At 67.5% G+C, this 24,243-nt stretch carries 19 protein-coding genes and 3 tRNA genes; 9 read left to right on the forward strand and 13 right to left on the reverse strand.

Translation table 11 applies throughout. The features are described from left to right. Positions 1 to 304, reverse strand: a 304-nt coding sequence (locus ADL01_RS45950) for a hypothetical protein (RefSeq protein WP_234354569.1), incomplete at its 3' end; no start/stop codon positions are given. Between the two features lie 137 nt (positions 305 to 441). Here ADL01_RS45950 and ADL01_RS09420 point away from each other — a divergent pair. Next, positions 442 to 963 (forward strand): MarR family winged helix-turn-helix transcriptional regulator, encoded by a 522-nt coding sequence (locus ADL01_RS09420; RefSeq protein ID WP_053741467.1) that lies wholly within the window; start codon positions 442 to 444, stop codon positions 961 to 963. Positions 964 to 986: 23 nt separating this feature from the next. On the opposite strand, the gene ADL01_RS09425 is transcribed toward ADL01_RS09420, so the two are convergent. Then, entirely contained in the window at positions 987 to 1,832 is an 846-nt protein-coding gene (locus ADL01_RS09425; protein WP_053741468.1) for an alpha/beta fold hydrolase, read from the reverse strand. Between the two features lie 169 nt (positions 1,833 to 2,001). Between ADL01_RS09425 and ADL01_RS09430 the strand changes: the two genes are divergently transcribed. Then, positions 2,002 to 2,574 (forward strand): TetR/AcrR family transcriptional regulator, encoded by a 573-nt coding sequence (locus ADL01_RS09430; RefSeq protein WP_053741469.1) that lies wholly within the window; start codon positions 2,002 to 2,004, stop codon positions 2,572 to 2,574. Positions 2,575 to 3,347: 773 nt separating this feature from the next. On the opposite strand, the gene ADL01_RS09435 is transcribed toward ADL01_RS09430, so the two are convergent. Both ADL01_RS09435 and ADL01_RS09440 read right to left on the reverse strand, forming a co-directional pair. Then, positions 3,348 to 3,420, reverse strand: a tRNA-Arg gene (locus tag ADL01_RS09435). Between the two features lie 175 nt (positions 3,421 to 3,595). Continuing rightward, positions 3,596 to 3,686: transfer RNA gene (locus ADL01_RS09440), tRNA-Ser, on the reverse strand. Positions 3,687 to 3,899: 213 nt separating this feature from the next. Between ADL01_RS09440 and ADL01_RS09445 the strand changes: the two genes are divergently transcribed. Both ADL01_RS09445 and ADL01_RS09450 read left to right on the forward strand, forming a co-directional pair. After that, positions 3,900 to 4,457, forward strand: a complete 558-nt coding sequence (locus ADL01_RS09445) for an SSI family serine proteinase inhibitor (RefSeq protein WP_078960411.1) — start codon at positions 3,900 to 3,902, stop codon at positions 4,455 to 4,457. A 256-nt stretch (positions 4,458 to 4,713) separates the two neighbouring features. Beyond that, complete coding sequence (locus tag ADL01_RS09450) at positions 4,714 to 9,261, forward strand: PAS domain-containing protein (protein WP_078960412.1); 4,548 nt, start codon at positions 4,714 to 4,716, stop codon at positions 9,259 to 9,261. Positions 9,262 to 9,358: 97 nt separating this feature from the next. Here ADL01_RS09450 and ADL01_RS09455 read toward each other — a convergent pair whose 3' ends face one another. The 6 genes from ADL01_RS09455 to ADL01_RS09480 form a co-directional block, all read right to left on the reverse strand. Next, entirely contained in the window at positions 9,359 to 11,035 is a 1,677-nt protein-coding gene (locus ADL01_RS09455; RefSeq protein WP_053741471.1) for a long-chain fatty acid--CoA ligase, read from the reverse strand. Between the two features lie 112 nt (positions 11,036 to 11,147). Then, the gene (locus tag ADL01_RS09460; protein WP_053741472.1) at positions 11,148 to 11,717 is read right to left on the reverse strand and encodes a SigE family RNA polymerase sigma factor; all 570 of its coding nucleotides are present in this window, start codon (positions 11,715 to 11,717) and stop codon (positions 11,148 to 11,150) included. 225 nt (positions 11,718 to 11,942) lie between these two features. Beyond that, entirely contained in the window at positions 11,943 to 13,109 is a 1,167-nt protein-coding gene (locus ADL01_RS09465; RefSeq protein ID WP_053741473.1) for a lipid-transfer protein, read from the reverse strand. After that, entirely contained in the window at positions 13,106 to 13,510 is a 405-nt protein-coding gene (locus ADL01_RS09470) for a MaoC family dehydratase (RefSeq protein ID WP_053741474.1), read from the reverse strand. Before ADL01_RS09470 ends, ADL01_RS09465 begins: the two co-directional genes overlap by 4 nt. Next, positions 13,507 to 14,493: a bifunctional MaoC family dehydratase N-terminal/OB-fold nucleic acid binding domain-containing protein gene (locus ADL01_RS09475; protein WP_053741475.1), complete on the reverse strand. Its 987-nt coding sequence runs from the start codon at positions 14,491 to 14,493 to the stop codon at positions 13,507 to 13,509. The genes ADL01_RS09470 and ADL01_RS09475 overlap by 4 nt, the downstream gene beginning before the upstream one ends. A gap of 173 nt (positions 14,494 to 14,666) precedes the next feature. Further along, the gene (locus ADL01_RS09480) at positions 14,667 to 14,972 is read right to left on the reverse strand and encodes a hypothetical protein (RefSeq protein WP_053741476.1); all 306 of its coding nucleotides are present in this window, start codon (positions 14,970 to 14,972) and stop codon (positions 14,667 to 14,669) included. A 424-nt stretch (positions 14,973 to 15,396) separates the two neighbouring features. On the opposite strand from ADL01_RS09480, the gene ADL01_RS09485 reads away from it, so the two are divergent. After that, on the forward strand, positions 15,397 to 16,275 hold the full coding sequence (locus ADL01_RS09485) for a bifunctional DNA primase/polymerase (protein ID WP_053741477.1): 879 nt from the start codon (positions 15,397 to 15,399) through the stop codon (positions 16,273 to 16,275). A 186-nt stretch (positions 16,276 to 16,461) separates the two neighbouring features. Further along, a complete protein-coding gene (locus ADL01_RS45955) occupies positions 16,462 to 16,929 on the forward strand; it encodes a DUF6083 domain-containing protein (protein ID WP_234354568.1) in 468 nt (155 codons plus the stop codon). Here ADL01_RS45955 and ADL01_RS09495 read toward each other — a convergent pair. Beyond that, a tRNA-Ser gene (locus ADL01_RS09495) sits at positions 16,911 to 16,997 on the reverse strand. The two genes, ADL01_RS45955 and ADL01_RS09495, sit on opposite strands and share 19 nt — an antisense overlap. 581 nt (positions 16,998 to 17,578) lie before the next feature. On the opposite strand from ADL01_RS09495, the gene ADL01_RS40985 reads away from it, so the two are divergent. Further along, positions 17,579 to 19,480 carry an ATP-dependent nuclease gene (locus ADL01_RS40985; RefSeq protein WP_063783492.1) on the forward strand — a complete coding sequence of 634 codons (1,902 nt, stop codon included), beginning with the start codon at positions 17,579 to 17,581 and terminating at the stop codon, positions 19,478 to 19,480. Beyond that, positions 19,480 to 19,689: a KTSC domain-containing protein gene (locus tag ADL01_RS41600; protein WP_078960413.1), complete on the forward strand. Its 210-nt coding sequence runs from the start codon at positions 19,480 to 19,482 to the stop codon at positions 19,687 to 19,689. Before ADL01_RS40985 ends, ADL01_RS41600 begins: the two co-directional genes overlap by 1 nt. Positions 19,690 to 20,305: 616 nt before the next feature. On the opposite strand, the gene ADL01_RS44600 is transcribed toward ADL01_RS41600, so the two are convergent. Then, entirely contained in the window at positions 20,306 to 21,643 is a 1,338-nt protein-coding gene (locus ADL01_RS44600) for a hypothetical protein (RefSeq protein ID WP_159049487.1), read from the reverse strand. A 695-nt stretch (positions 21,644 to 22,338) separates the two neighbouring features. On the opposite strand from ADL01_RS44600, the gene ADL01_RS09515 reads away from it, so the two are divergent. Further along, positions 22,339 to 22,872 (forward strand): NUDIX hydrolase, encoded by a 534-nt coding sequence (locus ADL01_RS09515; protein ID WP_053741481.1) that lies wholly within the window; start codon positions 22,339 to 22,341, stop codon positions 22,870 to 22,872. On the opposite strand, the gene ADL01_RS09520 is transcribed toward ADL01_RS09515, so the two are convergent. Then, complete coding sequence (locus tag ADL01_RS09520; RefSeq protein ID WP_053741482.1) at positions 22,850 to 24,190, reverse strand: helix-turn-helix domain-containing protein; 1,341 nt, start codon at positions 24,188 to 24,190, stop codon at positions 22,850 to 22,852. The two genes, ADL01_RS09515 and ADL01_RS09520, sit on opposite strands and share 23 nt — an antisense overlap. Positions 24,191 to 24,243 lie beyond the last annotated feature (53 nt).

The following is a 24,243-nucleotide window of genomic DNA, read 5'->3' on the forward strand; positions in this document are numbered from 1 at the left end:
AACCCGAACGGGCACCGGGGCCCGCGACGGCGCCGGCCTTCCCCCCCCCCCCCCCCCCCTCCCCCCCCCCCCCCGCCAGTCGGCACCCCACGCACCCCGGATGCCCCGCCCGCGCGGAGTGGTCCCGGGCTCGCATCGGCCAGTCGCCCACCGGCCGCACGCCCGGCGGCTTCCCCCACCCGGCGAGATGAAGTACCCAGGTGACCAGGACGGCGGCCGCCACCACCAGGGCCCCATCCGCCACCAGGAGAACCGAGGTCATGCAGACCCCCAGCCCGAGCACGCAGGACCCGACGGTCGCGATGGCGGTGCCGGTCCAGCCGGCGACGGTGTGGCCCTCGTCGTATGTGCTCACGCGTGCGTCTCCCCAGTAGAATCGAGATCTCTCACTCCGTAAGCAGTTTAGACACAAAACTTCTCACGAGCTAAGGCAATTCCGCGATGCGCGACGGCACGCACGACACGCCCGCCACTTCCGGCGCACAGAGCAGCGGTTCCCGCCCGCCCGCGACCCCCGCCGAGATGCTCACAGCGATGGACCACACCATCGCGACGCACCTGCTCAGCCAGCAGGAGATGGCGCGTCGCCTCAACCTGAACGTCACCGACCTCACCTGCTTCGCCTACGTCCTGGAGGCGGGCGAGGACCTGCTCACCGCCGGTGACCTGGCCGAACGCGCCCACGTCACCACGGGCGCCGTCACCGGGATCCTCAACCGCCTCGAACGCGCGGGCTACATCACCCGCCGCCCCGACCCGAACGACCGCCGCCGGGTCCGCGTGGCCGCCGAACCGTCCGCCGTCGCCCGCGCCCACGCCCTCTACGGGCCCTACTACGCCCGCCTGGCCGCCCTCATCGCCGACTACTCCCCCGACGAAGTAGCGCTACTGTCCGACTGGTTCACGCGTCAGGGCCGACTGGCCCGGGAGTACATGGACGAGATCCGCGGGACGGACGCATAGAGGGCCCGCCTCGCCTTCCCGGATCAGCGAAGGTGTTCGAGGCAGAACGCGGCTGTGGCCGCCGCGATCGCCTTCGGGTCCTTCTCCGGGCCGAAGTGGTCGAGCTTGGGGAACCGGGCGAGAGCGGATCCGGCGAGAGTCCCGTGCAGACGGACGGTGGCGCGGCCCGCGCCGGTGTTCTCGATGCCCTTGCCCGCCATCAGCAGCACCGAACTGGTGATCCCCGCGTACTTCGGAAAGTCGTTGTCGCGCCCCGCCGACTCCCTGTGCTCACGGACAATGGTGGGCAACAGGGCGTACTTCTGGAGGCGTTCGCGCTTCCTGATGGCCAACGGGATGATGAGCCGGAGCAGTCGGCGCGGGGCCTTGCCGGTGGTCTCGGGGTTGATGCCCTGGATGAACGCGAGGAACGCCTCCGCCGGCTTGCCGGCGTCCAGCAACCTCTCGCACTCCTCGGCCCAGCCCATCGGCACGGAGCCGTCGACGGATACACCGGGTTCGTAGACGACGACCCGGTCGAAGCCGCCGCGCAGGGCCGCCTCCAGGGTCAGGAAGCCGCCGAAGCTGTGCCCGAAGACGTTACGGGCACCGGTGACCTCGCGCACCGCCTCGATGTCCGCGCACTCGGCGTCCACCCCGTAGTCGTCGCCCTGCGGACCACTGCCGCCCCGGCCGCGCCGGTCGATGACGTGCACCGTGAAGTGGGGTGCCAACTGCGCGGCCAGGCCGTCGAAATCGGCAGCCACCCCCAGCGCCCCCGGCACGACCAGCAGCCCCGGACCGGAGCCCTGGCTGCGGTAGCTGATGACTGTGCCGTCCGCCGAGACCGTCGACGCGACTCTCACACCGGCCGTGACCTGCATGTTCATGGATGCCCCCGCTATGAAGACCAGATGAAGAACCAGTGGGAGATGCCGTCCAGCGCGCTCATCTCCACCACAGGAAGAACAGTAGACGCCGATTGAACGATCGCGCAATACGCTTGTATAGATCGATCGCCTCAGGCGTTCGCGCCATCTCGGTGTTAGCCTCCGTGACATGGGAAACCGCGAAGCCCTCCTGGTGGCCGCCAAGGCGTGCCTGCGGGAGAAGGGGTACGACCGCAGCAGCGTCCGGGACATCGCCACCGCGGCCAAAGTGAGCATGGCCGCCATCGGCTACCACTACGGCTCCCGCGAAGCCCTCCTGAACCAGGCCCTGTTCGAGACCCTCGACGAATGGGGCGACGCGATGGGCCGGGCCCTGGTCCCGGACCCAGACGGCTCCGCCAAGCGGCACTTCACGCAGATGTGGCAGAGCCTGATCGACGACTTCGCCACGCACCCGGACCTGTGGCTCGCCTCGATGGAACTCTTCATGCAGGCCCAGCGCCAGCCCGCCCTACGCACCGCCCTGACCGCCGGCCTCACCCAGGGCCGCCGCGGCATGGCCGCCATCCTCACCAGCACCCCCGAGGACGACGTCCCCACCGAAGCCGTACGCACCCTCGGCAGCGTCCAACTCGCCCTCATGTCCGGCATCATGATCCAACACCTCAGCGACCCCACCACGGCCCCCAGCGCCGACGAAATCCTCCAGGGCCTACGCACCTTGACCGACCTCACCCACTGACGCCGCCTGAATCGCTCCGAGGGCGGCAGCCGCCAAGACATAAACCAGAGACCCCGTGGATTTGGCTCCTCCACGGGGCCTCTGGTTTGCCGTGCACTCGGCAGGATCCGAACCTGCAACCTTCTCATCCCTAGCTAAAACCAGCTCGGGCTTGAAGGTCATACAGGTTGTTCAAAGGGAGTTGATGGGCACCGTTGGCCCGGGTCCGAGGGGGACTACTCAGGACGCCGATCGCGCGCCACGCTCGTACGGCCACCCCGTGAGCCGCCTCTTACTCCCCCGGTTCGGCTTTCGCCTCGGGCGCCCCGGGGCGCCTGTTGTCGGGACGACGCGACGTTACGACCACCATGGCTCAGACTCCAAGTCGATTCCGCGTTGACCGCTTTGTCCGAAGCAACCTCGGAGGGTCCCTCGCTAGGGGACCCTGCCGGTCGCATGGCGCCTGCTTGGGCGGTGGCCGCGTGACGGCTTTCCCGTCGCCCCGGAGGCCGTAGCTGGTGTCGCCGCCTCTTTGGGCACCGATCCTCTGACGATCACTGATCCCCTGTGGGTGGCGAACATGCCGCGCTTCGACCGGCGGTGCTCTTCACCGGCACTCACAGATCGCCATGACGATGGAGGTCTACCCGGAGACTGACGAAGAGGCGGCTCGCGAGGCAGTCGGCCAACTGTTCAGGCCATGCGCGGCGACGGATAGGCCAGTTGCTGCACTTCGCTGCTGTACGGCACGGAAGAGCCCCGCTCCGGTTACCGGAGCGGGGCTCTTACCTGTGTGCACTCGGCAGGATTCGAACCTGCAACCTTCTGATCCGTAGTCAGATGCTCTATCCGTTAAGCTACGAGTGCTTGTGTGTTCTGTTGTGTTTGCTCTTCCCTCCGGGCTTTTTCGGCCCGGTTGGCGTTGCGGGAACAACATTACATGACTGGCGGCGTGAGGTGAAATCCGTTAGCCGCGCCCTGCCTGACCTGCGAAAACGGCCGAAGCCCCGGTCTTTGGGGACCAGGGCTTCGGGATCAGGTGCGGAGGCGGAGGGATTTGAACCCTCGATGGGATGTAAGTCCCAAACCGCATTAGCAGTGCGGCGCCATAGACCGGACTAGGCGACGCCTCCAGCACAACCCCCCGCGCGAGCGCGAGTGGTGCGTGCAGATGATGACACAGACGAGCGCGGTGTCACCAATCGCCTCCCACGGTACTAGGCAGGCGGGGCGCAGGGCAAAGCCGTTGTTCCTGCCCATGACACGTGGCGTCGCGTCTGTCGGCCCTGACGGCTCCGTCGGCCCGGCCCGCGCAACGTCCTCCCGCGTCACGCGTTAGTCAGGTCATGGTCAAGGTCACCCCTCACTCCCCATCTCCGCTTCCTCCCCGCACCCGCACCCGCACCCGCACCACCGGTGCCCTCCGCCGTCTCGTGTTCGCCGCCACCGCCGGCGCCTCCCTCGCCGCCGCCTCCTTCTCCGCCGCGCCCACGGCCGCCTACGCCGACGGGGCTCCCGAGACCCGCCCCCTCACGCCCCTCGCACCCTTCGCGCCCCTGCTCGCGCCCCTGGGCCGCGCCTCCGAGCACCTCACCGTCACCGTCCACGGCACCGGTGGGCGTGCGGACGGGCGGTTCGAGCTGGTGTGTCATCCCGGGGGCGGCAGTCATCCCGACGTCGACGGGGCCTGCGGGTCGCTCGACCGGGGGGCTCGGTGGGGGAAGGATCCGTTCGCCCCCGTAGCCCCGGACAGTGTCTGCACGATGGTCTACGGCGGTCCGGCCACCGCTCATGTCACCGGAACCTGGGCCGGGCGTCCCGTCGACGCCACGTTCGACCGCAGCAACGGATGCCAGATGGCGCGCTGGGACCGGCTCGTACCGCTCCTTCCCGATCTTCGGTAGGCCCCCGCCACGCTCCCGACCAGCGGAACAACGCCCCCAAGGGCCCTCACCCCGCCGCCGCGGGGGCCCCGTAGCGCATAAGTGGTGGGAAAGGTGCCGTCACAGGGGCTGTGTCACTTTGTCGTGCGACCTCCCTCTCATCCGGCGTCGCGAGCGCAACCACAGCCCTTAGACTCCCTCGCGTGACACGTTGCGGGACGGTTGGCAAGATGGCGCCCGCGGTCGGCAAGGTGCGGTAACAGGGAGGAAGCGTCTCGTGAGCAGCAGGCCATCCCGAGGCGCTGCTCGCCTCGCAGCCATACTCGATGCGCTGCCCGATGCGTTGGTGCTGGTCAACGCCAACGGGACCGTCGTCAACGCCAATACGATCGCCCTTGGTGCCTTCGAGACGCCGGGCACCGCCCTCGTCGGGCGCGGGCTGCTCGATCTGCTGCCGGAGTTCGACTCGCGGCTGATCCCCGGCACCATGCGGCGCCCCGATTCGATGGACCCGTACGGGCAGACCAAGCCGACCCGGATGATCGCCCGGCGGACGGACGGGAGCGAGTTTCCCGTCGAGGTCACCAGTGCGAATCTCGAGAACGGCCAGCAGGCGTACGACAGCTACGGCTACACCAATGACGAGCTGCTCATGCTCGTCGTACGCGATCTGTCCGGCACCGTGGACACCGAGGCCGAACTCGCGCGTTCGCAACGTCAGACCGAGATGATCCTGCGTGCCGCCGCCGAAGGGGTCGTCGGGACGGACACCGAGGGGCGGGTCGTTCTCGTCAATCCGGCCGCCGCTCAGATACTCGGTTACCGGGCCAGCGACCTCGGCGGGCGCGAGCTCCACACGCTCGTCCTGCACTCGCGCGCCGACGGCGAGCCCTTCCCGTACGGCGAGTCGCCGCTCGCCGACACCCTGCGGTCCGGGCGCAAGCACCGGGTGCGGGGGCAGGTGCTGTGGTCCAAGAGCGGCGACAAGGTCTCCGTCGACCTGACAACCGCGCCCGTCCGGGACGGCGACCAGCTCGTCGGCGCCGTGATGACCTTCACCGATCGGCGTCCGTACGACTCCCTCGCCGAGGAGAAGGACGCCGCCGACAGGCTGCACCAGGAGGAGCTGGAGCGGGTCGCCGAGGAGCACGCCTCCGAGCTCACCGCCCTGCGCCAGCAGCACGTCACCGAGATCGAGCGGCTGCGCGAGGAGCACGAGGAGGAACTCGCCGCCGGAGAGGACCGGTACGCGGCGCTCGCGGAGCGGGAGCAGGACCGGTACGAGGCCCTGGCCGGCCGGCAGGAGCAACTGCTCGTGCTGCTCGGCCGTTCGCTGCGCGGCCCCCTCGACGAGCTGCGCCGCGACCTTTCCGCCCTCGCCGCCGACGACGCCGGGCAGCTGTGGCCCGAGGCCAACCAGGTGCTGCACCATCTGTCGGCCGGCTACTCGCGCATCACCACGCTGGTCGACAACGTCCTCTCCTACCAGCGGCTCGACACCGGCGCCGAATCCGTCACCCGTACGAAGGTGATGCTCGACGCGGTCGTCGCCGCCGGGGTCGACGGGGCCGTCGAACTGATCGGGCCCGGGCGCGTCCAGTTCGCCGTGCACGCACCGCCGATCGAGGCCGAGGTCGACCCGCAGCGCCTGGCCGCCGCCCTCGCGCATCTCATCGCGGACGTCGCCGGGGTCGACGCGACCGGCAACTCGCCCGCCTCCGCGGGCGGTTACATGGACAACACGGTGGTCGTGGCCGCCGCGCAGCGCGGTGAGGTCGTACGGATCGAGGTGCGCGGGCCGTATCCCGGGGGAGACCCGGTGCACGAGCCGATCGTGCGCGGGATCGTGCGGGCCCACGGTGGCGTGCTCCAGACGCACGAGGTGCCGGGTATGAGCGGCAGCGCGTTCGTCCTCGAGGTGCCCATCGGGGGTGGGGCGGGCGCGGTGGTGGCCGACGCCGAGGACATCGAGGACGTCGTGGAGACGGCCGTGGGCGCCGAGCTCGCCCTGCCCGAGCAGGCCGTGGACAGCAATGGCGCCGACGGTGGCGACGGCAACGGTGGTGTCAGCGGACGGCGGCGGGCCCGGCGGTCCTCCGTGGACGCCTTCCTGGAGAGCGACAGCCCGGAGGGCGCCGCCGAGGCCGAGACCGATGTCGAAGCCGGTGGCGCCGGGAACGAGGCGGTCGCACCCACCGGACGGCGCCGCAGGCGGGCCACCGAGGAGGCCGCCGCCGCTTCGGGCCCCGCGCCGCAGCCCTCCGCCGAGGGAGACGGTGGTACCGGACGCCGACGCGGCCGTCCCAGCCCCGTCGAAGGGGGCGACGCGGGCGCGGGCGACGAGGGCGGTGTCTCCGAAGGAGCCGTCGTCATGGCGGGCGAGCACGGCGCGGGCACCGCTGCCGCGGGGACCGGTCTGGGCGGGACGGTGCCGCCCCAGGGCGTGCCCGGCGCTCCGGCACGGCGCGCCGGAGGCGAGCAGCACGCGTTGCCGCCCGCCCTGCCCGCGGCTCCTGCGGCGGGCGAGGGTGCGGAAGGCGCCGAAGGCGAGGGCGGACAGCCGACCGGGCGCCGGCGCAGGGCCCTCGCGGCTGCGGCCGAGCGCGGTGTCGCACAGGAGGCGGGCCCCCGCCCGGTGTTCGCCCTGCCCCCGGCCGAGGCCGACCGGACGGACCAGGGTGCCCCTGCGGCGCCCGCCGGGCCTGTCGGCGACCAGTTCGACGACGGTGGCCGTCATGACGGGCTCACGCACGATCACGACGAGGACCACACCCCGCCCCAGCCTCACCCGACGTCCACGCCGACCGGCCGCCGCCGCGCGCGCCAGGCCCCGGACCAGCCGGGGACCGTACCTCCGGGCGGGATTCCGGGGCAGGCGGTTCCCGCACAGGCTCCCGTACCGGCACCGGCCGCCCAGGCCGCCGTCGGTCCGCAGGGCGGCGTACCGGGACAGGGGCAGCCCGTGCCCGCACAGGGCATGCCTGGGCAGGCTGCACCCATGGCCCAGGTCGCACAGGCCGGACAGGTCGCGCAGGCCATGCCCGGACAGCCCGTTCCCGCGCAGGGACTTCCCGCGCAGCCCATGCCACCCAGCCAGCCCATGCCCGGCCAGTCTGTCCCCGCACAGGGAGTCCAGGCAGTCCAGGGAATCCAGGGTCAGCAGGTTCCCCAACAGGCCCTTCAGCAGGCCATGCAGCAGGCGCCCCAGGCCGTTGCCCCGCAGGTACCGGCGCAGGGTACGGCGCCCCAGCCCGCCCAGATCCAAGGCCTCGCCCCCAGCCAGCCCGCCCCGGCGGCCCAGGTACCCCCTGTCGCCCAGCCCCAGCCCCAGCCCTGGCCCCCGGCCGACGACGAGACCCCGGACATGGGCACCCCCATGCAGCCGAACCTGAACCCGAACACAGCGGCCGCCGCTCCTGCACCCGCTCCCGCCCCCGCGCCCGCGCCCGCGCCCCAGGCAGCCGCCGTGCTTCCTCCTGAGCGGGTCACACCGCCCCGGCTCGCGCAGGCGCTGCCCGCCGAGGACGTCGCGCCGGTCGACCCGAACTCGGCGCAGGGGCCCGCGATCAGTGTGCGGACGCTCGGGCAGGGGGTGCCGTTCGCCCGGCAGGCGGCGCAGGTCCAGGCGCCTGGCCAGCCGCAGAGCGCCACGCCTCCGAACGGCACCAATGGCACCAACGGCTCCGGCCGCCGCCGCAAGCTCGGGACCCGCCCCGAACCCGCCCCCGGCCAGCCGGAGACGACGGCCCGTCCGCACCCGCAGGCAGGCCAGGCCGCCACCGCCACGCCTCCGACAGCGCAGGCCGCGCCGGTCCCGGCGCAGCCCTCCCTGGCCGTCCAGGCGCCCCTGCCGGGTCAGCCGTCCCTCGCCGGACAAGCACCGCTCACCCAGGCGCCGTTGCCCGCGCAGCCCTCGCTCGCCGGACAGACGCAGCTCGCCCCGGGCACGCCACGGCTGCCCGGGTTCACCGAGGGTGCCGGGCGCTCGTACGCCATAGGAGCACCGGACGAGAACGCCGCCGAGGGGCCCGAGCCGCTCGACGGTCCCGGCGGGGCCGTCGAGGTCTCCGACCAGCCGCAGCCACGGCCGATGGACGACGAGCTGCCGCCGGAGCCGCTGGACAACCCGCGTCGGCTGCTGGTGTGGCCGGCGCCCGACGTCACCACGCAGCAGGCGCTCAGCGACCGTGGGTACCGGCCCGTCATCGTGCATTCCCGCGAGGAGGTCAACGCGCAGATCGCGGCCTTCCCGGCGGCGCTGTTCGTCGATCCGCTGACCGGGCCGATCACCCGGACCGCCCTTCAGTCGCTGCGCCAGGCCGCGGTGGCCGCCGAAGTTCCGGTACTGGTCACGGCTGGACTCGGGCAGGCGACGCGGGAGGCGGCGTACGGCGCTGATCCCGCCGTACTCCTGAAGGCGCTCGCCCCGCGTGACAGTGAGCAGCATCCGCCTCGGGTCCTGCTCATCGAGGAGCACGCGGAGATCGCGCTCGCGCTCACGGCGACGCTGGAGCGGCGCGGGATGCAGGTCGCCCGGGCCGCGAGTGACGCCGACGCGGTCACGCTGGCCTCGCAGTTGCGGCCGAACCTGGTGGTGATGGACCTGCTTCAGGTACGGCGCCGCAGGGCCGGGATCGTGGACTGGCTGCGGGCGAACGGGCAGTTGAACCGCACCCCGCTGGTCGTCTACACGGCCGCCGTCGACCAGGCCGACCTGCCGAGGCTCGCTTCGGGGGAGACGGTGCTGTTCCTCGCCGAACGGTCCACCAGTACCGAGGTACAGGACCGGATTGTCGACCTGCTCGCCCGTATCGGCACAAACTAGGGCCCATCTCGCCTATGGGGCGGAGCAGTGTTTCACGTGAAACATTGTCCTGTTTCACGTGAAACAGTGCTCCGACCCACGGCCGACCTCGGCTCCCTCAGAGCTTGGTGACGTCCAGCTCACCCTCCGCGTACTGCTTGCGCAGGACCTTCTTGTCGAACTTGCCGACGCTTGTCTTCGGTACCGACTCGATGATCGTCCAGCGTTCCGGGAGCTGCCATTTGGCGATCTTGCCCTCCTCGGCGAGGAAGGCGCGCAGGGACTCGAAGTCCGCGGTGGAGCCCTCCGACAGCACGACGGTGGCCAGCGGGCGCTCGCCCCACTTGTCGTCGGGGACAGCCACTACGGCCGCCTCCATGACGTCGGGGTGGGCCATGAGGGCGTTTTCGAGGTCGACGGACGAGATCCACTCGCCGCCGGACTTGATGACGTCCTTGGCGCGGTCGGTGAGCGTCAGGAAGCCGTCGGGGCTGAGGGTGCCGACGTCACCCGTCTTGAGCCAGCCGTCCTCGCTGAACTTGTCGGCGGGGCGCATGGGCTCACCGTCGGCGCCGCTGTAGTAGGAGCCCGCGATCCACGGGCCGCGTACCTCCAGCTCGCCGGCCGATGAGCCGTCCCAGGGAAGCCGTTCGCCACCAGGGCCGCTCAGCCGGGCTTCGACACCGGCCGGGAAACGGCCCTGCGTGAGGCGGTACGCGAACTCCTCCTCCGTACCCACCACACGGGCCGGCGGCCGGGCGATCGTGCCGAGCGGGGAGGTCTCCGTCATGCCCCAGGCGTGGCAGACGCGCATGCCCAGCTTGTCGAAGGCCGCCATGAGGGCGGGCGGGCAGGCGGAGCCGCCGATGGTGACCTGGTTGAGGGACGAGACGTCCCGGGGGCGTGCGGTCAGCTCCCCGAGGAGGCCCTGCCAGATGGTGGGGACGGCGGCGGCGTGCGTCGGCCGGATCTGCTCGATCATCTCGGCGAGTGGGGCCGGCTGGAGGAACCGGTCCGGCATCAGCATGTTGACGCCGGTCATGAAGGTCGCGTGGGGCAGCCCCCAGGCGTTCACGTGGAACTGGGGGACCACGACGAGGGAGGTGTCCTGGTCGGTCAGGCCCATGGACTGGGCCATGTTGACCTGCATGGAGTGCAGGTAGATGGAACGGTGGCTGTAGACCACGCCCTTGGGGTCGCCCGTCGTGCCGGAGGTGTAGCACATGGACGCGGCCGTACGTTCGTCCAGGTCGGGCCAGTCGTAGCCGGTCGGCTTCCCGGCGATGAGGTCCTCGTACTCGTGCACCCGGGCGTGCGACCCGGCGAGGGCGGAGCGGTCACCGGGGCCGGAGACCACGACGTGCTCGACCGTCTTGAGGTGCGGGAGCAGCGGGGCCAGCAGCGGCAGCAGCGAGCCGTTGGCGATGATCACCTTGTCGGCGGCGTGGTTGACGATCCAGGCCAGCTGCTCGGGAGGCAGCCGCAGGTTGAGGGTGTGCAGGACCGCGCCCATGGAGGGGATCGCGAAGTAGGCCTCGACGTGCTCGGGGTTGTTCCACATGAGAGTGGCCACGCGGTCGTCGCCGGTGACTCCGAGGTCGTCGCGCAGGGCGTGGGCGAGCTGTGCCGAGCGGGCCCCGATCTCGGCGAAGGAGCGGCGCCGGGGTTCGGCCTCGCCGGTCCAGGTGATGACCTGCGAGTCGCCGTGGATCGTCGACCCATGGGTCAGGATCCTTGAGATCAGCAGCGGTACGTCCTGCATGGTGCTCAGCACGGCGTCCTCCCGGGGCTTCATTGCCTACTCGGTGGTAAATGTTGTGCTGATTCTGCGCACATACCGAGCGGTACGTCACTAGGAGAGAGTGATCGATCAGATCACGTCGTGCTGCGGAACCTTCCGGAAGCCATCAGCGGGCGAGCACCAGTTCAGGGTCCTCGCGCAGCTTGCCCAGCGCCCGGGAGACGGCCGACTTGACCGTGCCCACCGACACCCCGAGCACCTCGGCCGTCTGGACCTCGCTCAGGTCTTCGTAGTACCGCAGCACCACCATCGCCCGCTGCCGCGTCGGCAGTTTCATGATCGCGCGCCACATCGCGTCGTGCAGCACCTGGTGCTCCGCCGGATCGCCGGCCGGCGTCCCCTCGGGCTCCGGCAGCTCGTCGCAGACGAACTCGTCGACCTTCCGCTTCCGCCACTGCGACGTCCGCGTGTTCAGTAGCGCCCGCCGGACATAGCCGTCGAGAGCACGGTGGTCCTCGATCCGCTCCCACGCGACGTACGTCTTGGTGAGCGCGGTCTGCAGCAGGTCCTCCGCGTCGCTCGGGTTCGCGGTGAGCGACCGGGCGGTGCGCAGCAGCACCGGGCGGCGGGCTTTCACGTACGACGAGAACGACGGGTAGGTGTACGACGCGAACGGCATGATCTGCGTCGCCGGCGTAGCCGCGTTCGAAGCGCTGGTGCAGACGAGTGTGGTCATGGATCCACGCTAGGTTCGACCCCTACGCGAGCGGATCGGCCGCAGGTCCCGAAGCCGCGTCCCCCTCAGGTTGTACGAGGGGGGCCACCTCCACCTCCTGAAGGTGGAGGCAGGGCCCGGGGCTGTGAGGGTTCGCCCCTGAGAGGTCGTACGGAGGTGGTACGGAGGCCGCTCCTCCGGTAGCGGCGGCAGCCGGGGGTCCGAGGGCCCGCCGACCGGGCGCGCTCACCCGGCGGCCTCCAGTACCAGCCCCGAGGTCGGCACCCCCGTACCGGCTGTGACCAGCGCTCTTTCCGCGCCCGGCACCTGATTGACGGAGGTCCCGCGCAGCTGCCGTACCGCCTCCGCGATGCCGTTCATGCCATGCAGGTACGCCTCCCCGAGCTGCCCGCCGTGCGTGTTCAGGGGCAGCCCCTCGGCCGCGACGAAGTCCGCGGCCTCGCCAGGGGCGCAGAAGCCGAACTCCTCCAGCTGCATCAGCACGAACGGCGTGAAGTGGTCGTACAGGATGGCGACGTCGATGTCGGACGGGCCGACCCCGGCGGTCCGCCACAGTTGCCGCGCCACCACACCCATCTCGGGGAGCCCGGTGAGGTCGTCGCGGTAGAAGCTCGTCATCTGTTCCTGGGCGCGGCCGGCGCCCTGGGCCGCCGCCGCGACGACGACGGGCGGGTGCCGCAGCTCGCGCGCCCGTTCGACGGAGGTGACGATGACCGCCTGGCCGCCGTCCGTCTCCTGGCAGCAGTCCAGCAGCCGCAGCGGCTCGGCGATCCAGCGCGAGGCCGCGTGGTCGGCGAGGGTGATGGGCCGGCCGTGGAACCAGGCGGCCGGATTGGTCGCCGCGTACTTCCGGCCACGGACGGCGACCTGCCCGAACGCCTCCGCCGACAGCCCGTATGTGTACAGGTACCGCTGCGCCGCCATCGCCACCCAGGAGGCGGGCGTGAGCAGCCCGAACGGCAGCGACCAGCCGAGCGCCACCCCTTCGGCCGATGGTTCCCGCCGCTGCACCCCCGACCCGAATCTCCGCCCCGACCGCTCGTTGAACGCCCGGTAGCAGACGACGACCTCGGCCACCCCGGCCGCGACGGCGAGCGCGGCCTGCTGCACGGTCGCACAGGCGGCGCCCCCGCCGTAGTGGACCCGCGAGAAGAACGACAGCTCCCCGATCCCGGCGGCCTGCGCGACGGTGATCTCCGGGCTCGTGTCCATGGTGAACGTGACCATGCCGTCCACGTCGGCGGGCGTCAGCCCGGCGTCGTCGAGCGCGGCGCGCACCGCCTCCACGGCGAGCCGCAGTTCGCTGCGCCCCGAGTCCTTGGAGAACTCGGTGGCCCCGACACCGACGATGGCCGCCCGCCCACCGAGTGCGTCGCGTGCGTGCAGGCTCACGAAGGGCCTCCCGAGGCCGAGGGGGGTACGCGGACGGTCGCCGTCCCGGAAACGTGCCGCCCGATCCCGTTGGCGCCGAGGACGCGCACTACGGCCGTGTCGCCGTCGACTTCCTCGACGCGGCCGGTCAACACCATGGTGTCGCCTGGGTAGTTGGGGGCGCCGAGACGGATGGCGAGTGCCCGCAGGACGGCGGTGGGGCCGAAGAAGTCCGTAATGTACCGTCCCACCAGCCCGTTCGTGGTGAGGATGTTCATGAAGATGTCGGGGGAGCCCTTGGCCCGTGCCAACTCGGCGTCGTGGTGCACGTCCTGGAAGTCGCGGGACGCGATCGCCCCGGCGACGATCAGTGTGCGCGTGATCTCGATCTCCAGCGGCGGCAGTTCGTCCCCGGCTCTCATGCGCCCACCTCGGCGGGAAGGTCGCCCCGGAACACCGGAAGGGCCGGCCGGCTCTCCTCGTACCGCACGAATTCCAGCCGGACCGGCATCCCGATCCGCACCTTGTCGTACGGCACACCCACCACGTTGCTGATGATCCGCACCCCCTCCGCGAGCTCGATCAGCCCGACCGCGTAGGGCGGGTCGAAGGCCGGGAAGGGTGGGTGATGCAGGACGACGTACGAGTAGACGGTGCCGTCGCCGCACGCCTCGACGGTGTCCCAGTCGCCGCTGCCGCAGGCGTTGCACCCCGGCAGCCAGGGGAAACGGAGGACGCGGCAGCCCGCACAGCGCTGGATGAGCAGCTGTTGGCGGTCAACACCGTCCCAGAATCCAGCGTTGTCGCGGTTGACGACGGGCCGGGGGCGGGTGGGGGCGGCCTGGGGTTTCTGCCCCGTAGGCGTGGTCTCAGGGGCGCGCGCGGGTACGTACTTGAGGATCCGGAACCGATGGGTGCCGACCGGTTCACCGTCCACTCGTACGTCCGTCCGGGTCGTGACGAAGTAACCGGTGCCGAGTTTGGTGGTCTTGGGCCCGGAGACGGACTCGACGACCGAGTCGAAGGCGACCCGGTCGCCCGGCCGCAGGGGCCGCAGATACTCCTGCTCGCAGTCGGTGGCGACGACCGAGGTGCAGCCCGCGTCGTCGAGCAGGGCGAGCAGTTCCTCGTACGCGGCCGAGCGCCCCTGGTGCCCGGAGAGCCCGCCCATGGTCCACACCTGGAGCATGGCGGGCGGCGCTACGGCGTCCGGCCCGGCGTACGCCGCACTGGTGTCGCCCAGCGCCTCGCACCAGTGCCGGATCATCGGCTCGTTGACGGGATCCTTGCCGACACCACCGACGACGGCGGGACGCCCTTCGAACGCGGCGAGAAGCGGGCCGAGTTGGCCGTACGGGGAGGGACTGGGGGGACGGCTGGGAGGACGACTGAGTGGGTGGCTCACGGTTTCTGACTGTCCGTCAGATCAGGAGGGGTGTCAAGGGTTCGAAAACGCCTGCGCGGCGACACGATGTACCGAAGTACGTGCCGCCGCGCCGACGCTTCACCACCCCATGAAGCGCTCCCCACCAGGGAGTTCAGGACCGCCGGGGACCCACACCCCCGCCGGCCCACGGCTCACCAGAGGTGGGTGAAGTTGACGACGGCGTTGGACTGGTCGATGGCCGTGAACGCGGAGCCGTTGACCTGCGCGGTGTTGTTCTCGTTCGAGGCGCCGGAGCCGACCGCCTGTTGCTGCGAGGTGGACGAGTTGCCGCTGTTGTTACCACCCACGCCGCTGCCGACGATGCCGGCGACGGCCGCGTTCGATCCGCCGCCGGCGAGGGCGCCGCTGTCCGCCGCCGCGACGCCGCTGAAGAGCGCGGCGGCGAGAGGCAGCGCCGAGACGGCGGCGAGAACGCGGGCGGTACGGATGCTTGCCATGTCTGTTCCTCCAGAACATGTACGCCCCGGCTCCGTGCCGGACCGTACGAAGTACGTGTGATGCGCGTGATGCGTGAACTACCGCTGATTCAAGGCAGTTGGCCACCGCCTGGATGTTGTTTCACCGGTGTTGTTTCGCCGCCGTGCACTGCGTCGCAAGATCAGAATTGCCCACCGAATCCCCGGCGAACCACCCCGGAACCGATCATTCCCCCTGAAGCGTGATGACAAGTCGATAAACCCCCTTCACATCACTGAAGTCGCAGTTCAGGCTGATAGGGGAGATTTCCGCCAGGCCGCCACGGCGTTACACAAGGGGCGCAAGGGACGAAGCGTTCCCGCACATTTCCAGCCATTCCGCCAAAACGACGTCGACGACCCGTGCACCCTTCCCTTTTTCGAACGTGAGTACGAATATAGAAACATGGCCACCACAGACCGGCAGGCCACGACGCTGGCCCTCGCCCACGCCCTGTCAGCCGCCGAACGCGGCCTGGCCGTCCTCCCCCTGTCCGGGACGAAACTCCCGGCCCTGCGCTCCCCCCACCGCGACGACCCGACCTCCGTCCCGGCCTCCGCCCCGTGCCACGGCGAGTGCGGAGGCATGGGTCACGGCGTGTACGACGCCTCGACCGACCCGTCCCGCATCCGCGAACTCTTCGCCGCCGCGCCCTGGGCCACCGGCTACGGCATCGCCTGCGGCCTGCCCCCGCACCACCTCATCGGCATCGACCTGGACACCAAGACGGGCACCGACTCCTCGGCGGCCCTGCGTGAACTGGCCCTGCGTCACCTCTTCACGATCCCCGAGACGGTCGTCGTCCTGACCCCGTCCGGCGGCCGCCACCTCTGGCTAACGGGCCCCCCGGACGCCGTGGTCCCCAACTCGGCGAGCAGGCTGGCCCCAGGCATCGACATCAGAGGAGCCGGCGGCTACCTCGTCGGCCCCGGCTCCCGCACCGAACACGGCGTCTACGCCACGGCCCCCGGCACGGCCCACCTGACCCCGGCGCCGTGCCCACCGCCCCTCCTGCGCCTCCTCCTGCCCCCGCCCCGCACCCACCGCTCCGCGCTCCCCGCGCCGGCCGAACACGGGCAGGGCCTGATCCACTTCGTCCTCGCGGCCCATGAGGGCCAACGCAACACCCGCCTCTTCTGGGCAGCCTGCCGCGCCCACGAGAACGGCCTCGGCTCCGCCCTGACCGACCCCTTGGTGGAAGCGGCCGTCCAGACGGGCCTGACGGAGCGGGAGGCGCGGGCGACTGTGGCTTCGGCGGCGCGGATGACGGGGTGGCGGGGGTGAGGTGACGCATGCGCACTTATCGGGTTACTGAGGTGCGACTTTGTCAAACAAGGCCAAAAGGCGCCCTATGAGGACCATGTACCGGGCACTCACACTCGCGACATGGGGGTTCTCCGCGATGCCGACCGACTTGAGTGCTTGTTGTGCTCCGCGAAGGGGCCCGACGTTCGCGAGCGCGGACGGATCGTGCCTCTGTCGGCCGAACTCTGCGACGGCTGCTGGAACAAGGTGGCCAATGATCTCGCCATGCGCGAGGGAGCCACGGCAGCACCACAGCTGGACCCCGACCCGGACGACACGGAGTGGATCGAGCCCCGCAGCTGCCGGCGCTGCCGTGCCACGGTGCGCTGCTACCCGACGAACTACGACCGCTGGGTAGAGCTGGCCACGTTCGAACTGCCGGCGAAGAAGGTCCCTCCACAGCACCGTTGGCGACTGATGCGCCCGACGGCAGCCAACACCCCGATCGCGGTGGCGACCGTAGCCATCAGGATCGGCGCCATCGACCCGACACCCGGCGAACCCGTCATCCCGGCTCACGAGTTCGTATGCTGCGCCAGGGCACCTGAGGGGCCCAGCAGCCAGACAAACGGAACGGCCCCCAACCTGAACACCAGGTCAGAGGCCGTTCACCGCGGTGGGTGTGGGATTTGAACCCACGGTGACATCGCTGCCACGACGGTTTTCAAGACCGTTCCCTTAGGCCGCTCGGGCAACCCACCCGTGCCCGGGTGGAGCGGGTACTGCGTTCCGGGCGTGGGTGCTGCTCAGGGGGCGTGGTCCAGACCGGGTCCACTGGATCGGTTCCACTCCCCAGAGCTGCCACTGAACGGAGGTGTCGGCGCCGCGAGGGTTCCTCAGCCGTTCTCCTCAGCTCCGCCAACACCGGCCTAATGCGCTCCTCGACAGCAACCGCAGACAGCAACCGAGAGCTTGATCCGTCAAGCATTGACATAGTGCCCGTATCTACTGAGTTACCACTATCTCTACGGGCTCAAGGCGGCTCGCTCCGCTCTCACGCGCAGGCTCCCACTTGAGGCCAAAGAAGGGGTAAGTCGCGGCCGGACGGCCGGCTACACGGCTTTGAGCAGTCACTTAGCGGGAGTCTCGAAGATCACGGCCCGAACATCGCGCTTTACCGGGCAGGCCAACAGGCTGCCCGAAGCCGGTCTACCAGCCTTATATGTCAGGACACTGATCTATTAGAACTGAGGTTCCCGTTACTAGTCGGACTAAAGATGCCAAAGCCACCAAAGAAGAGAAACGGGTTGTCTGGGGCTACGGAGAGCCTCCATCATGAAGCATGAAGATGATCCGCGCGCGGATTGAGAATTTCCGCTGCCTTCAGTTGACTGAAGTGAAATTCGATGACGTAACTTCCATCATCGGCCCCAATGGAGTGGGAAAATCGACCATCCTGCGCGCTCTCGACTGGTTTTTTAACGGTGAAAAAGGAACCTCACTAAGCACAGAGGACCTCTGTATCGACGCACGAGGCAGTCGAATTCGTGTCGAAGTCGAGTTCGGATCTCTCACTGCGCACGACCGAGAAGAACTAGGTCATTACGCGCCCGAAGGGGTGGACAGTGTGGTCATTTGGCGCACATGGGATAACGGCGAAGACAAGATCACGGGAAAGGGGATGACCTTCCCACCTTTTGAAGTCATTCGCAGCCAACCAAACGCCACCGCCAAGCGCCGTTCCTACAATTCACTCCGCGACGAGCGGCCCGAGCTAGAGCTACCATCGGCAGGTAGCGAAGCGCTGGTGGACGAGGCAGTGATTATTTGGGAAAGAAACCATGCCGATCAGCTCGTAGAGTCCGACATTCAAGCCACGAACTTCTTCGGATTCGCCGGTAAAGGGAAACTAGCGAGCCTATTTGAATTCATCCTGGTCAGCGCTGACTTGCGTGCACTTGAGGAGTCAAATGACACACGATCCGCTATCTTTGGGCGAATTATCGAGCGCGCCGTAGACAGAAAGGTAGCTGACGCGGAGCTGGCAGATCTCGACGCTCGATTGAATATGGAACGAGCGCGCATTGCAACCAAAAATTTTGCGCCCCAACTGGAGCTCATCTCGAAAGAACTCACCAAAGCGGTAGAGGTCTTTGCAGCAGGTAGGAACGTGTCGGTTTCACCCGTCGATAACCCCTACAAGCCAGTCAAGGCGTCCTTCAAGGTAAGCATTATCGATGGCCCAGTTGAAACTAGCGTCGAGCGCCAGGGACATGGATTTCAACGCGCAATGATTATCGCCGCACTAAAACTTCTTTCGGACCGTGGCGGTGATGGACCACGCTCCAAAGCAGTTTGCTTGGCTATCGAAGAGCCTGAGCTCTACCAGCATCCCGTCCAGGCACGCGCTTTCTCTCAAGTTCTAAGGAAAATCGCGGAAGATCCGAACCAAACGGCTCAAGTGGCCTACGCCACCCACAATCCAATCTTCGTAGACCCGCATCACTTTCACGAAATTCGGCGAATCAGTCGAGTTCAGGATGGAGCCAACAAAAGAGTCATCTCCATTGCCCACGTACAGGTCGAGGACGTGATTGAAAAGTTGTCAGGATTCGTATCCGAAGAAATGGTGCGAAAGCAGATCGGAGCGGCGATTCTACATCGGCTGGCCGAAGCACTCTTTGCCTCTGCCGTTGTATTGGTAGAGGGGCATACTGACGCAGCTGTTCTTGAAGGATCTGCTACACGTGATGGCTCACCTTTGGCTGTGGAGGGGATCCACGTTGCTGAAGCCGGTCACAAGACCGCCATCTATCTAAGCCACGCCATCCTGACCCTGCTCGGGATTCCGTGCTTCGCTGTATTTGATGCTGACGCCGGTGTCGGAATTAGGATGGAACAGAACGGTAGAAAGCAAAGTGATATCCGCAATGCAGAGCTGAATGAGCGTGCGGAAAATCGTCGGCTTTTCATGTACCTTGGGCAACATGCCGTTTCTGATTTGCCTCATACTCACGCGGAGAGCGACTATGCCGTCTTTGCAGACCGCCTAGAGGAGACGCTAAAGGATGAGTGGCCGGAGTGGGGGCAGAAAGTAGAGGAACTAATCCAGTCCGGACTGGGATACAGCGAGAAAAACTCCTACACCTACGCGAGAGCAGCTTTCGAAGCAGACGGGGAGCCCCCGACCGTTATTAAGCAGATCGTTCAAAACGCAAAGGCCTTGGCCAGGCAGGGGCAGTAATGGAAAGATCTTCGGTCGTCTCATCCAATATCATTTCCATCGGTTACGATCCGTTGGAAATGATGCTAGAAATTGAGTTCCAGTCTGGCGTTTACAGATACTTCTCAGTGCCAGAAGGTGTGTACAGCGCTCTCATGGATGCACCCAGCCATGGCCGCTACTTCTCTCAAGCAATTAAGGACAAATTTTCCTTTTCCCGAATCGGCTGAAGGATATCTGGAGAGTTCGCGCGCGAGAGTCGCGAGTGCACTCTCTAGATGACAGAAAATGCAAATACCCCGCATGCGATTGCGTGCGGGGTATTAGTTCGTCAGCTCAGGTAAGGAGTGCGCCGGCAACACTGTTCGTGGCGATCGCTTCGGTCACTTGCACACCTGCGATCAATATCATCTTGAATTTACTCATGATGAACTCCTTTCGTTCGTAATTGGCATCGGACTCCGGCTTGTTTCTTTTCAGGAACTGGATTCCGTAATTCAGACCAACTGCGACCAAAACGAGCGCCAAAATCAATGCTACGGGAGTTGAACCCGCCCCACATACCCCTGACCTCAACTGACGACCCATCAAAGATAGCACGAACACACGCAGTAGGGGCCTCAACGGCCGATAACCAGTCCACCAGACCCCGATGGCCTCCCAGCCGAGACTAGGGACAAGTGCGCGCCAGAGCCGTGCCAGATCGTGCGGGGAACCATGGGGAACGGCGGGGAGTGGTCACGTGTGCGACCAGGGCTTCACCACCACTCCACCGCAGTTCAGGGCAGCAATCGCTCTGAGAAGACTCAAGCTTCCCAAGCTAAGGGCGGTTGCGGTGGGCGCCCATCAGTCCGGCATGATGACCTGGACATGCCCGAGCGAGGCCAGCGTCATACTGTGTGTCGCGATGACAAACTGACACCCATCTTCCACACGAGCATTCATCCAGGAGACGAGTTCCTCGGTGAGCGATCGGGGAAGTCCAGCCTCCGGCTCATCCAGCAGATACAGCACACCAGGCTTGGGGCTCATCTCTGCCAAGCCAATACGGAATGATTCCGTCGCACTGAGGTGCGGGATGCGTCTCTCCTTGAGGCTTGGGTAGGAGGCGTACCACACGTCCTGTGGCCTTGGGCGATGATGAAAGGTGATCTCCAGGACGCCGGCCAACCGTCGGCTGAGTGGCCGGTAGTCGAAGGCTCTTCGGGCCCTTTCCCCCTGCAAGGCGTGCGAGAGAGACTCAAGGACCACGCTCTTGCCCGCTCCGTTAGGACCGGCCAGAACGGTGATTCCCGGCCCGATGGTGATGCCCTGACGCAGTAGTCCAATCATGGGAACAGTCAGCACACGCTCGCTTCCTGGATCCATGACAACGTCAGTCAGGTCTTTCGGTAGGAAGCGCTCAGGCGTAAGACGTTCTACATCCAAGCGCACCGCCCGCAAAAAGCCACCACCGGTGTAGTCAGGGTCAGGCTCAACAATCTCGCTAGTGAAGCTGTCCAAAGCCGCAGCAGGGAGGCCTAGTTCACGCGTGGTCTGACACAAGTCTTGGTCGAGTTCACGCAGGGTCGTCTCGATTGCATCGGAGAGGCCCAAGCCGGTGTTGCCAGCCGGCGTCGTCTCCCCGCCTTCAGGGCGGCCGAGGACCTTGGCGAAGTGCGCCAGCCGTCGTGTCCACTCCTCAAGCAAGTGCGTCGTCTGCTCATCAGCTACCGCCCGTGCCGTCTCCTGAGGTTCTGGACGTTGCAGCCGTAAGGGGGATACAGATCCTTCGTGGAGCCCACCCTGTCCTCGATTCGCTCGCAGTGCAGCGATGTGGGTACGCATCTGTTGGCAGGTCACGACTAGTGCCCACGCCATATTCTGATCTTCTGCCCGGAGGTTCGCCAGGCGATGATGAACTTCTCGCATCTCCTGGGACAGATCCAGAATTTCACGCATGGTGGCGACAACATCCGTGTTCCGACCGGAGGCCCCACGTTCGCTGCTCGCAAGGGCCCTCTCCCACAGAGGACGTGCAGCCGCAAGCAGTTGCTGGTGCTCCTTTGCACTCGGGGTGATCACGTCTGCGACAGCTTCGACAAAGTCCCAGGTGATGCCCACTCCAGCGAGCCTCATATAAGTAGCGGTACGTCCAGGCGGTGACGCGCCGGCGAAGTGCTCTGGCGTGAAGCGGCTGATCACCGTGCTGACTGTCACTCCACGGTCATCAAGCCACCGGCGTAGCAGACGGGCAATCTGATTCTCCTCCTCGGTTCCCTGCGGTGGTCGCCACTGTGGACGAGCTCCCCTTCCCATGACCGCGTTGCTCCTCTCATGAACTTGTCTAAGTCATGGTGCCGTGTAGGTGCGCCGTCCGGAGCCGTCCGGCGAACGTCGTGGACGGCTGGCCCTCGTCAGTTATGTCGCGCCACTGTTGTCGGCGCCGCAGTCACCTGAACACGCGGCAAGTAGAGCTGTAAGAGCTCCGGGCCTCGGAGCTCTTCACATTCGATCGAAGGACGTACATGTCTCAGCCGCACACCCACACGGAACATCACCAACCGCCAACGACGAACGTCTCAGCTACCGTGCCGCCTCTGCTCGCCCTGACGTTCGTCTTGCTCCTCCTCGTCATCGGCGGCGGGCTTGTATACGTGACTCTCACGCATCCGGCCGTTGCCGTACCTCTGACCGTGGCCACTGCAGGCGTCGCACTCGTGGTGACCATCGCAAGCGCCCTCCTCGCTCTGGTCGCGCCGCGACGGTGAGACCAGGCCGCAGGGCTTCCGTCTGGTTCACACGAGAATCTCTCGTCAAGGTGACGCAAAGGGAGCCGAACGCGCGCACCCTCCAGATCGGTCTGAGATCCTGGAGTCCGATCGAGAGGGGCCGCAGGTATGGAGTGGAAAACCCACGGTGAGCGACAGATCTACACGAACAAGTGGGTGAACCTGTGTCTGGTCGACGTCCAGCAGCCTGACGGGGCCAGGTGGGAGTACCACGTCGTTCGCCTCCGGCACCTGGCAGTGGCCGCCGTGGTCAACGACCGCCAGGAGGTGCTGATGATGTGGCGGCACCGCTTCATCACCGACTCCTGGGCCTGGGAGTTGCCCATGGGCCTGGTCGAGGAAGGCGAGTCCCCGGAAGAGGCGGCGGCCCGCGAAGTCCTGGAGGAAACGGGCTGGCGCCCCGGTCCCATCAAGCCCCTGATCTACGCCGAGCCGGCCAACGGGATCACCGACTCGCAGCACCACGTCTTCCGCGCGGACGGCGCCACGTACGACGGTCCGCCCACGGAGAAGAACGAGTCCGACCGCATCGAGTGGATCCCCCTCAGTGAGGTGCGCGGGATGATCGACCGCCGCGAGATCGTGAGCAGCGGATCCCTCGTCGGCCTCTTGTACGTGCTCATGGACGAAGCGATCCGCTGACCGGTGGGAGGAGTTCCCGTAGCCGTGCCTCGAAAGCCAAGGCTACGGGCTCCCGCCTGTGCGGAGCCAACTGCTCGTAGAACTCCCGGAGATGGCCCGACACCCGCTCGGAGGACACCGCCGACGCGGGCTCCAGAGCTTGCGTGGCGGTGTGACAAGCCTGGGCAAGCTTGCCCTGGTCCAGCTGCGTACGGGCCAGCCAGAACGTGTGGAACGCCCGGCCGCGTTGGTTGGTGCTGTTCTCCCGCCGCAGAGCATCCGCGATCAAGGGTTCCGCAGTCGCGGCCTCCCCGAGTCGGCCGTGAGCAATGCCGGTGTCGACTATGAGCTTCAGCTCGTCGAAGTAGGTCACCCATGACGGGTCGGGGTCATTCGCCTGGATCTGCTCGAAGTGGCGATGCGCTTCGCCGATCGCTCGGTGAGTGGAGTCCCGGTTGCCGAGGGCGGCATGGGCGAAGGCCTCGCGCATGGACAGCATCGACATGACGCGCGGCGTCGTGCCGAGAGCTGGGCGGGCCTGGTCCTGAGCGGCGGTCACGAGCGCCAGGGAGTCCCCGGGCTTGTCCTGGTACGTGGCCTGCAAGCTCATGCAGGCCAGGACGTTGGCCATGAACTGGCGGTCGTCGATCTCCCTGGCCAGTTGCAGGGCCTCGGTGAAGTACGCGCGGGCCTGGTTGTACTGGCGGGCGTCGAAGTAGGTCCAGCCGGTGAGTCGCGCCAACTCGGCCGCGATTCCGTACAGGCCGTTCTGGATCGACGGTGGTCGGCTCTCCTTCAACAGTCCCACAACATGCCGGAGCTGACCGACGATGGCCGGCCTCAGAGCTTCGCCGCCGTGCTGGTCGTCCCGTCGCCAGTAGTCCTCGATGGACGATCGGAACGCGGCAAGTGTGGCGGTGCTGAGGCTCGTTCGTGTGGCCAACGCCAGGATGCTGTCTACATCCGGCCCCGGCAGAGACGCGGGTGTCTGCGGCTCTGGCTCCGGCACTTGCGGTGCCTCTCGCTGGGTGACCACGAGAGCCTGGGGCGTCTCCCAGGGGCGTCGGGCAAGCCCGAGCATGTGCCCTGGGATGCGCAAGCCGTCCGCGATGCGTTCGACGACGTCCATGTGCAGCAACTGACGTCGCCCGGCGATCACTTCACCGACTCGGCTGGGCGTCAGCTCGCATCGCCTGGCGATCATCGACGGATAGATGCCCGCCCGTACCTTCACCAGCCGGAAGACTCTGCCGAAGTCCCGTACCCGGCACGCGTTGATCATCTCGGGATCGGTGAGCAGCCTGGCAGGCAGTTCCTGCGGCCGGTCGGCGTCGGGCATCGGGCAAGCTCCCACCCTGCGAGGGCTACGCAACGTCGCTGATTCTCTACTTG

Origin of the sequence: Streptomyces sp. NRRL WC-3618, from assembly GCF_001280005.1 — a bacterium.
In the GTDB taxonomy this organism is placed as follows: Bacteria; Actinomycetota; Actinomycetes; order Streptomycetales; family Streptomycetaceae; genus Streptomyces.

Coding starts and splice junctions, on each gene's coding strand:
- ADL01_RS40985 (WP_063783492.1), top strand. CDS start 17,579: ATGAAGATGATCCGCGCGCGGATTGAGAATTTCCGCTGCCTTCAGTTG.
- ADL01_RS09455 (WP_053741471.1), bottom strand. CDS start 11,035: ATGAAGCCCCGGGAGGACGCCGTGCTGAGCACCATGCAGGACGTACCG.
- ADL01_RS41600 (WP_078960413.1), top strand. CDS start 19,480: ATGGAAAGATCTTCGGTCGTCTCATCCAATATCATTTCCATCGGTTAC.
- ADL01_RS09485 (WP_053741477.1), top strand. CDS start 15,397: ATGGCCACCACAGACCGGCAGGCCACGACGCTGGCCCTCGCCCACGCC.
- ADL01_RS09425 (WP_053741468.1), bottom strand. CDS start 1,832: ATGAACATGCAGGTCACGGCCGGTGTGAGAGTCGCGTCGACGGTCTCG.
- ADL01_RS09515 (WP_053741481.1), top strand. CDS start 22,339: ATGGAGTGGAAAACCCACGGTGAGCGACAGATCTACACGAACAAGTGG.
- ADL01_RS09445 (WP_078960411.1), top strand. CDS start 3,900: ATGGTCAAGGTCACCCCTCACTCCCCATCTCCGCTTCCTCCCCGCACC.
- ADL01_RS09420 (WP_053741467.1), top strand. CDS start 442: ATGCGCGACGGCACGCACGACACGCCCGCCACTTCCGGCGCACAGAGC.
- ADL01_RS09470 (WP_053741474.1), bottom strand. CDS start 13,510: ATGAGAGCCGGGGACGAACTGCCGCCGCTGGAGATCGAGATCACGCGC.
- ADL01_RS09430 (WP_053741469.1), top strand. CDS start 2,002: ATGGGAAACCGCGAAGCCCTCCTGGTGGCCGCCAAGGCGTGCCTGCGG.
- ADL01_RS09520 (WP_053741482.1), bottom strand. CDS start 24,190: ATGCCCGACGCCGACCGGCCGCAGGAACTGCCTGCCAGGCTGCTCACC.
- ADL01_RS09480 (WP_053741476.1), bottom strand. CDS start 14,972: ATGGCAAGCATCCGTACCGCCCGCGTTCTCGCCGCCGTCTCGGCGCTG.
- ADL01_RS09460 (WP_053741472.1), bottom strand. CDS start 11,717: ATGACCACACTCGTCTGCACCAGCGCTTCGAACGCGGCTACGCCGGCG.